The following is a 15,425-nucleotide window of genomic DNA, read 5'->3' as shown; positions in this document are numbered from 1 at the left end:
CAAATTCGCCTTAGCCCGGTGTTAGTTTGAGCAGCCGCCCGCCTTCCTTGTCTTCGAGCACCCAGATCGCGCCGTCTGGACCCTGTACGATTTCACGCAGACGTTTTTCAAACGGTATGCGCTGCGTTTCGCGCGCGCTTTCACCGTCGATCGTCACGACGACGAGAGCGGAAGGCTTCATGGCCGCGATCACCGCCGCGCCCTTCCAGCCGGCAAACTGATCACCGGAATAGAAGATGAAATCGCCCGGCGCGATTACCGGTGTCCAGTTGACTGCCGGCTTGATGAAATCGTCTCTTGTGGAATTGCGGGGTATCGGTTTGCCATCGTAGTGATCGCCGCCAGAGACCTCGGGCCAGCCGTAATTCCCGCCCGATTGCACGAGGTTCAGCTCGTCACCGCCAGCGGGGCCGTGTTCCAGATCCCACAGGCGACCCTGGCCATCGAACTGCAGGCCGAGGATGTTGCGGTGTCCCCACGACCACAGCTGCGCGCTGATACCGCCTTCGCCGGCAAGCGGATTACCGGCAGCGGTCGATCCGTCGAGGTTGAGGCGAACGATGGAGCCCAGATTATTCGACGTATCCTGTGCAGGCTGCATTTGCTGGCGGTCGCCGCTGGCTACGAAGAGGTAGCGTTCGTCCGGGCTGAAGGCGAGGCGGTGCGAATAGTGCCCGCGGCCCGTTACCTTCGGCGCCTGCCGCCAGATTACCTCCAGCCCCTCGATTGCACAGGCATTCGCCTGCGCGCATTCCACAGTGCCACGGCCGACCACGGCCCCGCGCGTATCGCCTTCGCCCGCTTCGGCCCAGCTCAGATAGATCGTGCGGCGATCCAGGCTGCTCGAGGATTCGGATGGGAGGAAAGCTATGTCCCCAAGCCCGCCCTGGCCGCCATAATCGACCTCGGGCGCGCCTGTTACGGTCCCCTGCGTACCGTTTGCCGTATCTACGAATTTGATCGTGCCCCCACGTTCCGTAATGAACAGCGTGTCGGTACCTGGCGCAAATTCAGCCGCCCACGGCTCGTCGAAGGTGCCGTAATCCTGCGCGTTCAAATCCTGGCCGCTGGAAACGGAGATGGTTTCCGATGGCATGGGCGTTGATTGGGTCTGCGCGCTATCCCCGGAAGCAGCGTTGCCGCAACTTGCGAGCAGAGCCATAGGCGATAGGGTGGCAGCGAGGACGAACTGGCGCATGTATCATTCAACTCCCGATTGTGGCCTTGGTGCTGCGCCGCTGATCGTCGGTGTGGACGAGGCGGGCCGCGGGCCGCTGGCAGGGCCGGTGGTGGCGGCCGCGGTGGTATTGTGCAACCCGGCACCTCCGGGTCTCGACGATTCTAAAAAGCTTTCGGCCAAGCGCCGTTCCCTGCTCGAGCCGCAAATTCGTACACGATGCGTCTGGGGGCTTGCCGTGGTCGAGCCCGAAGAGATCGACCGGATCAACATTTTTCAGGCCACCATGCTGGCGATGACGCTGGCGGTAAGCCGGCTGGTCGACGCCATGGGCTGCGAGCCGGAAGAGGTTCTGATCGATGGCAACATGACGCCGCACGGTCGCCATCCCGAATGGCGCTGGGCAGGGGCGCGGCCCATCGTGGGCGGGGATGGCAAGGAGAAGTGCATCGGCGCCGCCAGCATCCTCGCCAAGGAACATCGCGACCGTCTGATGCGCGAAGCCGCCGAAACCCACCCGCATTACGGCTGGGACCGCAATGCCGGATATGGCACCGCCGAACATATGGAAGCGCTGCGCATGCACGGGCCCACGCCGCTGCACCGGCGCAGCTTCGCGCCGGTGTCGCAGATGGCGCTGCTCTGACATCTGCCGTATCGGGCCAGATTGAGTCCTGCGTGCCACACCCCACAATATTGAGTCCGCATATTTCGCATGGACTCAATATCTTGTGACGGACACCTTCTGTTCTCTGTAAGAAACCCAACCTTAACCATCGTGGCTTAGGTTTTTCGTGCTTGACGCGGAGTCCGCTTGGACTCACCCTGTGGATAACTAAGGACAGGGACGAATATCATGGGGGTCATCGAGACCACGAAGAGTCGCGTAAACGCGGCGGTTAAAATTGCGGATGTACCGAAGGAATTGCTGCCCTTGGGGCGCATCTTGGACGGTGACTGCGTGGAAGCGATGCGTTCGCTACCCGATGCGTCCGTGGACCTCGTCTTTGCCGATCCGCCTTACAATCTCCAGCTGGGCGGCGATCTGAACCGGCCCGATGGCAGCCATGTCGATGCGGTGACCGATCACTGGGACCAGTTCGACAGCTTCAAGATCTACGACGATTTCACGCGCGAATGGCTGACGGAAGCGAAGCGCGTGCTCAAGCCCGATGGGGCGCTGTGGGTCATCGGTAGCTATCACAACATTTACCGCGTCGGTGCGATCCTGCAGGATCTGGGCTTCTGGATCCTCAACGACATCGTCTGGCGCAAGTCGAACCCCATGCCCAATTTCAAGGGCACGCGGTTCACGAATGCGCATGAAACGCTGCTGTGGTGCAGCCAGGGCGAAAAGGCCAAATACCACTTCAACTATCGCGCCATGAAAACGCTGAACGATGAATTGCAGATGCGCAGCGACTGGGTTCTGCCGATCTGCAATGGTGGGGAGCGGTTGAAGGAAGGCGGCCACAAGGTCCACCCGACGCAGAAACCCGAGGCATTGCTCTATCGTGTGCTGCTGTCCACGACCGAACGCGGGGACGTGGTGCTCGACCCGTTCTTCGGCACCGGCACTACGGGCGCCGTGGCCAAGCGTCTGGGGCGCGAATGGATCGGCTGCGAACGCGAGGGCAATTATCGCGATGCGGCCCTCAAGCGGATCGAGAAGGAACTCCCACTCGACGAAAGCGCGCTGACCACGATGCAGAGCGCGAAAGCCGCGCCAAAGGTCGCTTTCGGGGCACTGGTCGAAAACGGCTTCATCAAACCGGGCACGCAGGTGTTCGACAAGAAACGCCGCTGGGTCGCAAAAGTCCGCGCCGACGGCTCGCTGGCTTATGAAAAGCAGACCGGTAGCATCCACGGGCTGGGCAAAGACCTGCAAGGCGCACCCAGCTGCAATGGGTGGACCTTCTGGCATTATGAAAATGGCGGCGAGGTAAAGCCCATCGATGCGGCCCGTCAGCTGTATCTGCTGGCTGTGGAAGACTGACGCACGATCCGCGCGGTTTTTTGCAAGAATTTACCAATCGACTGTATTGCCGCACCCGGCCTCACGCAGGCCGGGCAGGCAAACTGTAATGGCAGGCAGATGAAACAGGACACTATCGGCAGCAAAGTCCTGGCGTTTCTCGCAGGCAATCTGCTCGATCCCACTCCGTTCAACTATCGCTTCGGCTATCTTTATCTCAACCGGACCAGCAAGGTGATCGTCGAGGAAACCGACACCTATATCGATAGCGGCATGCGCATGACGCAGGAAGCTGTTGCCGAAATCATGCAGAAATTCGCCCAGGCTTCGGAAGATCCGGCAGAACGGATCGCCGCACGTGACGAGGCGCTCGACTTGTTTCTCGACGCCGCAGGTGAACTGGCGCGTGAAACGCAGCGTCAGGCGGGCGACGTGGGCCGCGACATTGCCGAGGAAAGCCAAGTGATCCGCGAAGGGGCAGAGGGCGAAGATCTGACCAGCGCAATCGGTCGCATCGTCGATCGGGCGGCCCAGGCCGAACGCGAATTGGCCAATTCATCCAACCGGATCGACAGGCTGCAGCGCGATCTCGAAGAAGCGCGCAACAAGGCGCTGGTCGATGAACTGACCGGCATCGCCAACCGCCGCGCCGCCCGCACGACCATTCAGGATCTCGAAACGCGCAAGGTTCGCTATTGCATCGCGATCATCGATGTCGATCATTTCAAGTCGATCAACGATACCTATGGCCATACGGTCGGCGACCGGGCTCTGAAACTGGTCGCGACCGCGCTGGAGGAATCGCTCGCGCCCTGGCCGGTGGCACGCTGGGGCGGGGAGGAATTCCTGGTGATCGCCGAAATCCCCGACCCTGCGAGGATGGTCGAAAAAGTGCAGGCTGCCAAGGATGACCTGGCCTTTCGCAAACTGAGGCTGCGCGAAACCGACGAGCCGATGAATCCGATCACCTTCTCTGCCGGCGTGGCAGGCTGCTCGAGCACCAGCGAACAAACCCTGCGGCGCGCCGACAATGCGCTGTACAAAGCGAAGCAAAGCGGCCGCAACACAGTACTGATCGCGCCGGAGATAGGACGCGTAGGAGACGCTTGACGGTGGCTCGGGAACAAGACTTTCGGCATCCTTCGATAACTGGCTAGACCGCCCAACTGCACATCGACGGCGTTGAAGGCACAGCGCGGGGCCCGCTGGACTAATTGCGCCGCCGCCCATAGAGAGCGTTTCGATGGCGCTCATTCCCCGCAGACCCCGGTTTCTGACAGGCAAGATGCCGCAGGAACTGGTCGGTGCGGACGATTGGCACCGGCGTATCGCCATGCTGGTTTCGGCGATATTGATCGGCTTGGCCGCGCTGCTCTTTGCCAAACTGGGCGATGGCGCGCAGGCGATGTTCGCCTCGCTGCGGCGTGATTACGTCTATCTTCCGCTGGTCCTGACCCCGCTGACGTTCCTGCTCGTGTCCGTGCTGACCCGTCGTTTCGCCCGTGAGGCGCGCGGGTCCGGCATACCGCAGGTCATGGCCGCCAGCCGCCAACCGATGGGGCGTATCGCTCGCGCATTGCTTTCCTTGCGCGCTGCACTGGCAAAGATCGTCCTGACAGTCGTCGCATTGCTGGGCGGCGCATCGGTTGGGCGCGAGGGGCCGACGGTGCAGCTCGCCGGTGCGATAATGGTACAGGTCCATCGGCTGTTTCGCCTGCGCGTGACGCCCGGCGTGGTGATTGCGGGCGGTGCTGCCGGCGTTGCGGCCGCGTTCAATACGCCGCTGGCCGGAATCGCCTTCGCAATAGAAGAGCTGGCCGTCGCCTACGAACAACGCGTTGCAATTCTGGTCATGGGCGCGGTCATGATCGCGGGGCTCACGGCACAGGGGCTGGCGGGTGACTACATCTACTTCGGCGAACTGGAGGGCAGCCTTCCCATCACCACAGTGCTGGTCGCTGCGCCGCTGGCGGGCCTGCTGGGCGGGCTCTTGGGAGGATTGTTCTCTCGTCTTTTCCTGATGCTGCGCGGCCCGGATGGGCGCTGGGCTGCCTTGCTCGACCGCAAGCCGATGATCACCGCGCTGGTCTGTGGCATCGTAGTAGGACTGCTCATCTTCGTAACCGATGGTGATGCAGCCGGAACCGGCTATGAGCCGACGACCGCTCTGCTCGAGGGGCGGGATGGCGACTTCTGGTTCGGCCCGGCCAAATTCTTCGCTGCGCTGGCGACCAGCGCGAGCGGAATTCCGGGCGGGATTTTCGCGCCCTCGCTGGCGGCGGGTGCCGGGTTCGGACAGTGGCTGACCCCGCTTTTCCCAAGCGAACAGGCTGGGCTGATCGTGCTGCTCGGCATGGCGGGATATTTCACTGGCGTGGTCCGCGCACCTCTGACGGCGGTGATCATTCTTGGCGAAGCGACCGGCAGCAGCCACGTCATCCTGCCACTCTTTGCCACTGCACTGATCGGAGACTGGGCCGGCAGCATGGTGTGCCGCGAAAAACTCTACATCGTCCTGGCACGCGGCTTCCTGCCGCAGCAACCGCGCGAAGATCGGCCAGACTGACCTCTTGTTTCACCGCGACCCACTGTCCTACAGAGCCTTCGCGCGCTACGACGTACATCCATGGCCAATTTTATGTTACCCGCCTCTCAATGCGTTTCTGCTCGCCGCTACACGCCCAATCTGACGCAGCAATTTATGCAAACCAACGGGATCGGAGCGCAAACAGACAGTATTCCATCGCGAACATTCATGTTTTCCGAGCGAGCTGACGGTTTTCTGAGCAAAAAGACATCATACTGCCCACAGCGACAAATTTTAGCTCCTGAACGGTGTAACACCCGGTCCATGTCTCAGGTTTTGAGGGACGAAGCTGAATGAGTGACACTGTCTATATCCGGCCCATCGGCCTCGTCTCGGGTCCGCAGAGCGAGCATGGCAATGCGATCCGGCTTGCGGGCAGCATGGTGTATGCCAGTCGCTTTGCCGTCATTCTGCGCCGCGATGGCGTTGTGGTGGAGCGCTGGCTGGCAGCTCCCGATAGCATGGCCGAAATACTGGGTCGGTTGCCGGATGAGTGCGCGGCGGAGGCCGAAACGCAGTGGTCCAATCTCGCGCTTGCGCAGCCGCCCTTGGAGCTTGGCGCACGAACGATCCGGCTCGACCAGCCGCAGATTATGGGCATCCTCAACGCGACACCCGACAGCTTCAGCGACGGGGGCCGGTTCCTCGATGACCGCGAGGCGGGGCGCGATCACGCGGCCACTATGGTCGAGGCGGGCGCTGCGATCATCGATATCGGCGGCGAAAGTACCCGCCCGGGTGCAAAGGCTCTTTGGGAAGGGGACGAGATCGAGCGCATCGTGCCGGCCATCGAAGCCTGTGTCGGCATGGGCGCTGCGGTCAGCATCGACACGCGCAAGGCTGCCGTGATGGAGGCGGCGCTGGAGGCTGGCGCGCATCTGGTCAACGACGTATCCGGCCTCGCGTATGATCCGCGCAGCGCGGAGGTCGTGGCTCAGGCCGGTTGTCCCGTCGTCCTTATGCACGCGCCGGGTGCGGGCGGGGACGATCCTCACCACGGCGGGGAATATTCCAACGTCGTCTTCGACGTGTTCGACGCCTTGCGCGAGCGGCGCGATGCGGCGCTGTCCGCGGGGATCGAGGCCCGCAATATCCTGCTCGATCCGGGCATCGGCTTCGGCAAGAGCCTGGCGGACAACCTCGCCCTGATGAACGCATTGCCCCTGTTCCACGCGCTCGGGCACCCACTCCTGCTCGGCGTCAGCCGCAAGCGAATGATCGGCGCACTTTCGAACGAGGCAGAGGCTGGCGAACGACTTGGCGGCAGCGTCGCGCTGGCGGTGAAGGGCATGGATGCAGGCGTTCAGATCATGCGCGTGCACGACGTCGTCGAAACGGTTCAGGCGCGCAATGTGTGGCGGGGCCTGCGCGATGCGGCGCTGACCGATTTCGCCGACCTGCCCGGCTGATAGCTCTCTTACGCGGCGATCAGGCGGCGTCGTCGATCCCGAGTTCGGCGAGTTTGCGATACAATGTCGAGCGGCCGATGCCGAGCCTGCGAGCCACCTCGGTCATGCGCCCGCGATAATGGCCGATGGCAAGACGGATGATATCGGCCTCGATCTCTTCCAGCGGCCTGACATGCCCGTCTTCGGTGTACAGCAGGACACCCAGGCCCCGGGCCCGGCTCTCGCCGCGGTCGGCCTTGTCGCCGATCAGGGCGGCCAGCTTCTGGAAACTGTGCGCGGTCAGGGCTTCGCGCTGTTCGAAGACGCAGGCCCGGAACAGCACGGCCTGAAACTGGCGGATATTTCCCGGCCAGTCATAGGCTTCGAGCAGGCTGAGCGCGCTGTCTGCGATAGAATGATGTTTGAGGCCGGGCCGCTCACCGATGAGGCTGAGGAAGTAACGGGTCAGCGCCGGTATGTCGCCCAGCCGTTCGCGCAGCGCCGGCAGGCGGATGCGCGTGGCGGAAAGCTGTTCGAACAGTTCCTTGGAAAATTCGCCATTCGCCGTCAGCTTGTCGAGTGGAAGCGTGGAGGTGGCAAAGATACGCAGATCGATCTTGAACCCATGGGAGGCGCCCGTCGGGCGAACGATGCCGCTGGCAAGCACCCCGGCAAGCCGTTGTTGCTGGTCTGCGGGGAGGCGATCGACATCGACCAGGATCAGTGTTCCGCCATCGCAATATTCGATAAGCCCGGTCTGGCGGTCGAACGCTCCCGCAAAGGCTCCCTTTTCGTGTCCGAACAGCAGCGATTCGAGTGATGCGGGAGGCATTCCTCCGCAATGGACCACCCGCATGATCGCCTTGGCGCGGGTACTGGCGGCGTGCATTGCCCGTGTCAGCATGTCCTTGCCGGTACCGCGCTCGCCCTCGACCAGCACATGGGCGTGGCCGCGCGAAGCAGTGGCTGCCTTGGCCAGCGCGGTACGGAACGGTGCCGCCGAACCGACCATGGCATCGAAATCGACCGGGTGCGGCAGTTTCTCAGCCAGGGGTTGAAGCTCGGCGTCGGGTAGTTCGGAATGATCCGCCCTGTCGAGCGCCTGCAGCAGGCGATTGGGGCCGAGCGGTTTGACCAGAAAATCGGTCGCGCCCGCCCGCATGGCCTCGACCGCGAACAGCGGTGAATTGTCGGCCGTCAGCGCCAGAAGCGGCGTATCGGGCCGCGCATCGCGCAATTCGCGGATCAGGTCGCGCGGCGCATTTCCGTCGGTCCATTTGTCGAACAGTATTGCGTGGACCTGATCAGATTCCGGAGACGCCAGCATTTCGAGCGCTTCTTCGCCACTCGTGAAACTGACGACGCGCCAGCCTGCGCGTGCGGCGAGGGTTGCGACGAGCCGGTTTTGCGCCGGTTCGTCGTTGATCAGCATCAGCAGGCGTGGTTCCTGTGTTGCCATCTTGGTTCGCAATGCTCCCTCGGTCCCCGGACATGGTACATATCCGTTCGCATATGTCTTACGCGCGGCGGGTTAATTGCCAATTAAGGCTGTTCCAAGCGGTATTTGGCAACAGCGGGGTTGAGCAGCGCGCACCACCGCGATAGATCGACTTCAATATCAAACTCCATGATGGGAATACGAAAGATGGACTCCGCCAACGACATGAAGGCGCACAGCAGGACTTACGGCTCCTTTATTGGTACGCTCAAATGGTCCGTGCCGCTGATTGCCCTGATTGCCCTGTTCGTCGTCATTCTGATTTCAGACTAGGCGCATGGCGCTACGCATCGCGGTGATGAAAGAACGCGCTCCCGGTGAAAACCGGGTGGCGCTGACGCCCGAAACGGCGAAGAAGTTCGCTGCGCTCGGGGCCACGGTCGCAATCGAACAAGGTGCCGGGCTCGGCGCCTCGATCACCGACGACGCGTATCGCGAGGCGGGGGCCAAAGTCGGCACCTCGGCCGATGTTATTAGCGGGGCCGATATTGTCCTCGGCGTTCAGGCCCCTGATCCGACGCAGCTGACGGGTGCGAAACCCGGTGCGTGGGTTGCAGCGACGTTCGATCCGTTCCGTAATGGCGAGCTGGTTGCGGCCTATGCTGCGGCGGGGCTGGAAGCCTTGAGCATGGAATTCATGCCGCGCATCACGCGTGCGCAGAGCATGGACGTTTTGTCGAGCCAGTCGAACCTCGCCGGATACAAGGCAGTGCTTACTGCCGCGAATACCTATGGCCGTGCATTTCCTATGATGATGACCGCTGCCGGTACCGTTCAGGCGGCCAAGGTTTTCGTAATGGGTGTGGGGGTGGCCGGTTTGCAGGCAATCGCTACGGCGAAGCGGCTCGGCGCACAGGTAAGTGCAACCGACGTACGCTCCGCGACCAGGGAGCAGATTCAATCGCTGGGTGCGAAACCGATCTTCGTCGAAAATGTCGCCGGTATCGAGGGCGAAGGTTCGGGCGGTTATGCCACCGAGATGAGCGAAGAATACCAGAAAGCTCAGGCCGAACTGGTTTCTGCACACATCGCGAAGCAGGACATCGTCATTACGACTGCCCTTATCCCGGGCAGGCCTGCACCGCGATTGATCTCGGACGGACAGATCGCCAGCATGAAACCGGGCAGCGTGATCTTCGATCTCGCCGTGGCACAGGGCGGCAATGTGGAAGGTTCGGTGCCTGACCAGACGGTAGAGAAGCACGGTGTGAAAATCGTTGGCTACGCGAACACCGCCAATCATCTCGCTGCCGATGCCTCGGCGTTATTCGCGCGCAACCTCTACAATTTCCTCTCCGCTTTCTGGGACAAGGAGACGGGACGTCCCGTGCTGGACGAAGAAATTGGCGATGCCGTTCGGCTGACAAAAGACAACAAGGTCGTGAACTCCAGACTGGCAGGCTGAGCCTCCTGCGGCCCCTTCAAAATAAGAGTGCATCCGATCTGCATATGGCCGCGTAACTGTTCCTGTAGAAACAGGAGCATCCCACTATGAACTATCCTAAAAAATTCGCCTTCGCCGCTCTCGCAACGATGAGCGTCGCCACGGCCGGCTGCATGAGCATGGGCGATAACATGGCGATGGACGAACAGGTGGCTTACGTGGACGGTGCGACAATGTACCCCACGATGAACATCATCGAAAACGCGGTAAATTCGCCAATTCACACGACATTGGTCGCTGCAGTGAAGCAGGCGCAGTTGGTCGATACGCTTTCCGGGCCCGGACCGTTCACCGTATTCGCACCCACCGACGAAGCCTTCTCGCGCGTTCCTCAATCCATGCTCAATTCGCTCATGATGGACAGCAACCGTGCTGCCTTGCAGAAGGTACTGACCTATCATGTCGTACCCGGGCGCATCACGGCTGCCGATCTCATGCAGCGGATCCGCGCTGGTAACGGCACGGCAACGCTGACCACGGTCGAAGGGGAGCCGCTCACCTTCACCATGCAGGGCGGAAATGTGATGATCAAAGGCATGAACAACAGTTCGGCTACGGTAACGCAAGCCGACGTAATGCAGTCGAATGGCGTGATCCACGTCGTCAACGGCGTGCTGACGCCCTCTATGTAATTTGACCTGTATCGAATAGCGGGGCCGCGGATGCATCGAGCATTCGCGGCCCATTTCGTTTGGCGCTCGACTTGCCATGCCCTGCTTGCAATAAGGCAGGGACAAAGAGGGAAGGGGACGTCGCCTTGGATTTCATAAGCATCCTGTCGATCTTCGTGCTGGCATGCTTCGTCGGCTATTACGTCGTCTGGTCGGTCACGCCCGCGCTGCACACGCCCCTGATGGCGGTAACCAACGCAATTTCCTCAGTCATTATCGTGGGCGCGCTGATCGCGGCGGCGGCGGCGGATGTGCCGGGCGCGAAATGGCTGGGACTGCTCGGCATCGTGCTCGCCAGCGTCAATATCTTTGGCGGCTTCGCGGTAACGGCCAGAATGCTGGCGATGTACAAGAAGAAGGAGAAGAAGTGATGCGCCACCTTCTCCTAGCCACACCCTTTGCGCTACTCGCGACCCCCGCAGCCGCCTCGACTGGCGAGCCGGTGAACCCTTGGGTAGCGCTGGCTTACCTCATTTCGGGTGTGTTCTTCATCCTCGCCCTGCGCGGCCTGTCGTCGCCCGCAACGAGCCGGACGGGCAATCGCTTTGGCATGGTTGGGATGCTGATCGCGGTCGTGACGACGCTGGTGACGCATTTTCCTAGCGAGCCCCTGAGCAATTACATGGTGCCGAGCCTCTATGGCTTCCTGGAAATCGCAGCAGCTATCGCTATTGGCGCGATCATCGGCCTTGTGATCGCTCGCCGCATCGCGATGACCGCGATGCCGGAACTGGTGGCCGCCTTTCACTCGCTCGTTGGCCTTGCCGCTGTGCTCGTGGGCTGGGCGGCCTATCTGAACCCTGAAGCCTTTGGATTGCTTGCCGAAGTCGATCGAATTGTCGATCTCGATGTCGAAACGATCCGCATGGGCATTTCGCCGGTCAGCAAGATCGAGATGGGTCTCGGCATCGCCATAGGCGCCATCACTTTTTCAGGTTCGGTCATTGCGTTTGCCAAGCTGTCGGGCCGTATGAGCGGTTCGCCAATCCTGCTGCCCGCGCGCCACGTGATCAATCTTGGTGTACTCGCGGCGATCATCGTTCTGACCGCGCTCTTCGCCTTGGCCGGGCCTGCCGCGACCATGCCGCTTATCATAGCGCTGACCGTTCTCGCCTTCATCATCGGCTTCCTGCTGATCATCCCCATCGGCGGGGCGGACATGCCGGTCGTGGTGTCGATGCTGAACAGCTATTCGGGCTGGGCGGCAGCGGCGATGGGCTTTACGCTCGGCAATACGGCGATGATCATCACCGGCGCGCTGGTCGGATCGTCGGGCGCGATCCTCAGCTACATCATGTGTCGCGCGATGAACCGCAGCTTCATCAGCGTGATTGCAGGCGGGTTCGGCGCGGATGACGGCGGCGGCGCTTCCGGCGAGCCGCGCGAACAGCGCCCGTACAAACAGGGCAGCGCGGCCGATGCCGCCTTCATGCTGGAACAGGCGGAAAAGGTCATCATCATTCCGGGTTACGGCATGGCGGTTGCGCAGGCGCAGCACGCGCTGCGCGAAATGACCGACGTGCTGGAGGAAAAGGGCGTCGAGGTGAAGTTCGCCATCCACCCCGTCGCCGGCCGCATGCCGGGTCACATGAACGTGCTGCTGGCCGAAGCCAGCGTGGATTACGACAAGGTGTTCGAGCTGGAGGACATCAACAGCGAATTTTCGCAGGCCGATGTGGCTTTCATCATCGGGGCCAACGACGTGGTCAATCCGGCGGCCAAGACCGACAAATCTTCGCCCATCTATGGCATGCCCGTCTTCGACGTTGACAAGGCCAAGCAGGTCTTCTTCATCAAGCGGTCGATGGGCGGCGTCGGCTATGCCGGGGTCGATAATGATGTGTTCTACATGGACCAGACGATGATGCTGCTGTCCGATGCCAAGAAGATGGTCGAAGAAATCGTGAAGGCGCTCGACTGACATGAAACGGGTCGCGATTATTCTTGCCGTTCTGGTCATCGCCGGGCTGATCCTGTGGGCCACCGTTGGCGGCGGTTTCCAGGGCTCGGTGGAAGATAGGCTCGAGGATGAAATGGTGGCTGCCGGACTGCCCCAGCCCATGGCAGAGTGCATGGCAGGCCGCATGGCGGACCGGCTTTCGATCGGCCAGCTGCGCAAGCTCGAAAGCCTCCGGCCCGAGGAAGGCGAAGCGGATATTCCGCTGAACATCGCCGAATTTCTCGAGCGGGTACGCCGCGTGGACGACCCCGAAGTGCTGGAAGTTTCCGCCACGTCTGCTGCCATATGCGCCTTCGGGGCCGGCTGAGACGCTTGCAATCGTTCGACCTTGCGCCACAATGCGTTGCAAGGGAGAGACTCATGACCATCAGACTGCCGCTTGCCGCTGCATTGCTCGCTTGTGCAATGCCCGCATTCGCCGCGACGCATAATGTCGCCCCGGGCGAAGACGCTCAGAAGGCCTTGCAGGAGGCGCTGATCCTTGCCGAGCCGGGCGACGAGATCGTCCTTGCGGCGGGCCGCTATACCGTCACCGATGGCCTCAGCCTCGATGTCGACAATGTCACCGTCCGCGGTGCGGGAATGGACGGCACGGTTCTCGATTTCACCGGCCAGCAGGGTTCGGGCGAAGGGCTGCTGGTCACCAGCGACAACGTAACCCTGCGCGATTTCGCGCTGGAAAACCCCAAGGGCGACGGCGTCAAGTCCAAGGGCGCCGACAACATCGTCTACCACCGCATCCGCGTCACATGGACGCGCGGCCCACACGCGGAAAACGGTGCATACGGCATTTATCCCGTCGAAAGCAGCGGGGTCTTGATCGACGGTGTGAAGGTCACCGGGGCATCCGATGCCGGCATCTATGTGGGCCAATCGAACGGCATCACGGTGCGCAATTCGATCGCCGAAGCGAATGTTGCCGGAATCGAGATCGAGAACAGCCGCAATGCCCTGGTCGAACATAACGTCGCGACGCGCAATACCGGCGGCATTCTGGTGTTCGACCTGCCGGCGTTACCGGTCATGGGCGGCGGCAATGTGATCGTGGCGAACAATCTCGTGGTCGCGAACGACACGCCCAATTTCGCGCCTCCCGGCAATATCGTCGCGAGCGTGCGCCGGGGCACCGGCATCCTGATCATGGCCAATGACAAGGTCCTTATCGAAAACAACATCCTTTCGAGAAATCCGACCGCTCCGATCATGGTCATCGCTTATACCCAGAGCTTCGACGACGAGCGGTACAACCCGCTTCCGCGCGATGTCGTGATCGGCGAAAACCTCTATGACGGCGGGGGTTACGACCCCCAGCTCGATGGGGCGGACATGTTGCTCGGTGCCTTCGGGGGCGAGTTGCCGCCGGTGCTGTGGGATGGGCTTGGCTCCGTGACCGCGGTCGAGGATACCTCCGGCTGGAGCCTCAATCTCACCGAAGTGGGCAAGGGGCTCGATGCGGCGAAGCCCGCGCCGTTGACCGTTCCAGCGCCGACTGGCGAATTCGACAGAAACGGCATTGGCGCGCCCGCCGAACTGGACGACCGGTTGGGGGCATGAAACCGGCTGTCGCCCTGCTTGCGAGCGCATGCTTGGCGCTGGCCGGGTCCGTTGCCGTGCGGGCGGAACTTCTCCAGCCGGGAAACTCGCGCGCACAGGTGAACGATGCGGCGGTGCTGCAGGGTTTGCCGCAGAACTTGTCCGACTTCGGCTTCTTCGAAAACCAGACTGAACAGCAACCGGGGCAGGGGGTCACGCCTTACCGGCTCAATACACCCCTTTATTCGGACGGCGCCGAGAAATTGCGTTTCGTCTATGTGCCCGGTGGCGCGGCGATGAAGGCGCAAGGCGAAGGGCTGCTCGACATTCCGGTAGGAGGGGCGCTGATCAAGACTTTCGCATTCGATCAGGATGGCGGGCGCCGCCTGATCGAAACGCGTGTGCTGCTGCATCGCGCGGATGGCTGGCTGGCACTGCCTTACGTCTGGAATGACGAACAGACCGAGGCGCGGCTGGCCATTGCAGGTGCGCGTGTCGATGTCACGACACCGGCCGGGGAAGCTATCAGCTACCGCGTTCCGAACAAGAACCAGTGCAAGGAATGCCATGGCCTCGGGGGTGCGGTTACGCCGATCGGACCCAAAGCGCGAAACCTGTCGCGCGAATGGCTCGGCAAAATGGTCGCCTCGGCCCATCTCGATGCGGTCCCGGATGGATCGGACCAGTTGCCGATCTGGGAATTGCGCCAGAGCGCGGATCTGGCCGATGCCGCGCGTGGCTATCTGGACGTCAATTGCGCGCATTGCCATCAGCCCGATGCGACAGCTTCCAACAGCGGGCTGGACCTGCGTTGGGAACAGAAGTCACCCGATGCGATCGGGATCGGCAAACGCCCGGTTGCCGCCGGTCGCGGGGCTGGCGGCCACATGTTCGATATCGTGCCGGGTTCGCCCGACACATCCATCCTGACCTATCGCATGGCCAGCGCCGAGCCCGGTGTTGCGATGCCGGAGCTTGGCAAATCCACAGTCGATGACGACGGGCTGGATATAGTACGACGCTGGATCGCGCAGATGATACCGTGATGCGTGCACGCTTGTCTGCGGGCGGGAATACCTCGTTTCGGGTCTTCTTGGGCACACTGGCGCAGAAGCATGGAAAAGCGATGGAACCGCCTCTGGCGCAACCCGTTCTAACCCCCTGATACGTGGGCAAACTGCGATCAGGTTGA

The 15,425-nt window shown here is 61.9% G+C and carries 15 protein-coding genes; 13 read left to right on the top strand and 2 right to left on the bottom strand.

The genetic code is table 11. From position 1 onward, the window contains the following. Positions 1-10: 10 nt before the first annotated feature. Entirely contained in the window at positions 11-1,198 is a 1,188-nt protein-coding gene (locus tag K3177_RS07675; RefSeq protein WP_221597778.1) for a PQQ-dependent sugar dehydrogenase, read from the bottom strand. Here K3177_RS07675 and K3177_RS07670 point away from each other — a divergent pair. The 5 genes from K3177_RS07670 (at position 1,197) to folP (ending at position 7,148) form a co-directional block, all read left to right on the top strand. Continuing rightward, the gene (locus K3177_RS07670) at positions 1,197-1,823 is read left to right on the top strand and encodes a ribonuclease HII (protein ID WP_103022652.1); all 627 of its coding nucleotides are present in this window, start codon (positions 1,197-1,199) and stop codon (positions 1,821-1,823) included. The genes K3177_RS07675 and K3177_RS07670 overlap by 2 nt on opposite strands. Before the next feature lie 210 nt (positions 1,824-2,033). Next, complete coding sequence (locus tag K3177_RS07665) at positions 2,034-3,173, top strand: site-specific DNA-methyltransferase (RefSeq protein ID WP_221597777.1); 1,140 nt, start codon at positions 2,034-2,036, stop codon at positions 3,171-3,173. A gap of 99 nt (positions 3,174-3,272) precedes the next feature. Further along, positions 3,273-4,262, top strand: a complete 990-nt coding sequence (locus K3177_RS07660; RefSeq protein ID WP_221597776.1) for a GGDEF domain-containing protein — start codon at positions 3,273-3,275, stop codon at positions 4,260-4,262. A gap of 133 nt (positions 4,263-4,395) precedes the next feature. Continuing rightward, the gene (locus K3177_RS07655; protein WP_247714323.1) at positions 4,396-5,718 is read left to right on the top strand and encodes a chloride channel protein; all 1,323 of its coding nucleotides are present in this window, start codon (positions 4,396-4,398) and stop codon (positions 5,716-5,718) included. A 314-nt stretch (positions 5,719-6,032) separates the two neighbouring features. Next, a complete protein-coding gene (gene folP / locus K3177_RS07650; RefSeq protein WP_221597775.1) occupies positions 6,033-7,148 on the top strand; it encodes a dihydropteroate synthase in 1,116 nt (371 codons plus the stop codon). 19 nt (positions 7,149-7,167) lie between these two features. Here the strand turns inward: folP and K3177_RS07645 are convergent, their stop codons facing one another. Beyond that, entirely contained in the window at positions 7,168-8,586 is a 1,419-nt protein-coding gene (locus tag K3177_RS07645; protein ID WP_103022658.1) for a sigma-54-dependent transcriptional regulator, read from the bottom strand. 186 nt (positions 8,587-8,772) lie between these two features. On the opposite strand from K3177_RS07645, the gene K3177_RS07640 reads away from it, so the two are divergent. The 8 genes from K3177_RS07640 to K3177_RS07605 all read left to right on the top strand — a co-directional run bounded on the left by K3177_RS07640 (position 8,773) and on the right by K3177_RS07605 (position 15,279). Continuing rightward, positions 8,773-8,898, top strand: coding sequence for an aa3-type cytochrome c oxidase subunit IV (locus tag K3177_RS07640; RefSeq protein WP_196846581.1), 126 nt, complete (start codon positions 8,773-8,775; stop codon positions 8,896-8,898). Positions 8,899-8,902: 4 nt separating this feature from the next. After that, positions 8,903-10,030: an NAD(P) transhydrogenase subunit alpha gene (locus K3177_RS07635; protein WP_221597774.1), complete on the top strand. Its 1,128-nt coding sequence runs from the start codon at positions 8,903-8,905 to the stop codon at positions 10,028-10,030. A gap of 86 nt (positions 10,031-10,116) precedes the next feature. Further along, entirely contained in the window at positions 10,117-10,701 is a 585-nt protein-coding gene (locus K3177_RS07630; RefSeq protein ID WP_221597773.1) for a fasciclin domain-containing protein, read from the top strand. Between the two features lie 125 nt (positions 10,702-10,826). Continuing rightward, positions 10,827-11,111: an NAD(P) transhydrogenase subunit alpha part 2 gene (locus K3177_RS07625; protein ID WP_006833497.1), complete on the top strand. Its 285-nt coding sequence runs from the start codon at positions 10,827-10,829 to the stop codon at positions 11,109-11,111. Next, positions 11,111-12,661, top strand: a complete 1,551-nt coding sequence (locus tag K3177_RS07620; protein WP_221597772.1) for an NAD(P)(+) transhydrogenase (Re/Si-specific) subunit beta — start codon at positions 11,111-11,113, stop codon at positions 12,659-12,661. The genes K3177_RS07625 and K3177_RS07620 overlap by 1 nt, the downstream gene beginning before the upstream one ends. Position 12,662: 1 nt before the next feature. Continuing rightward, positions 12,663-13,007, top strand: coding sequence for a hypothetical protein (locus K3177_RS07615; RefSeq protein WP_221597771.1), 345 nt, complete (start codon positions 12,663-12,665; stop codon positions 13,005-13,007). A 53-nt stretch (positions 13,008-13,060) separates the two neighbouring features. Beyond that, positions 13,061-14,254 carry a parallel beta-helix domain-containing protein gene (locus K3177_RS07610; RefSeq protein WP_221597770.1) on the top strand — a complete coding sequence of 398 codons (1,194 nt, stop codon included), beginning with the start codon at positions 13,061-13,063 and terminating at the stop codon, positions 14,252-14,254. Next, positions 14,251-15,279, top strand: a complete 1,029-nt coding sequence (locus tag K3177_RS07605) for an SO2930 family diheme c-type cytochrome (RefSeq protein WP_221597769.1) — start codon at positions 14,251-14,253, stop codon at positions 15,277-15,279. The genes K3177_RS07610 and K3177_RS07605 overlap by 4 nt, the downstream gene beginning before the upstream one ends. Positions 15,280-15,425: the final 146 nt, after the last annotated feature.

This window comes from Qipengyuania pacifica, assembly GCF_019711555.1.
In the GTDB taxonomy this organism is placed as follows: Bacteria; Pseudomonadota; Alphaproteobacteria; order Sphingomonadales; family Sphingomonadaceae; genus Qipengyuania; species Qipengyuania pacifica.
This window is presented reverse-complemented; position numbering and strand designations above follow the sequence as displayed.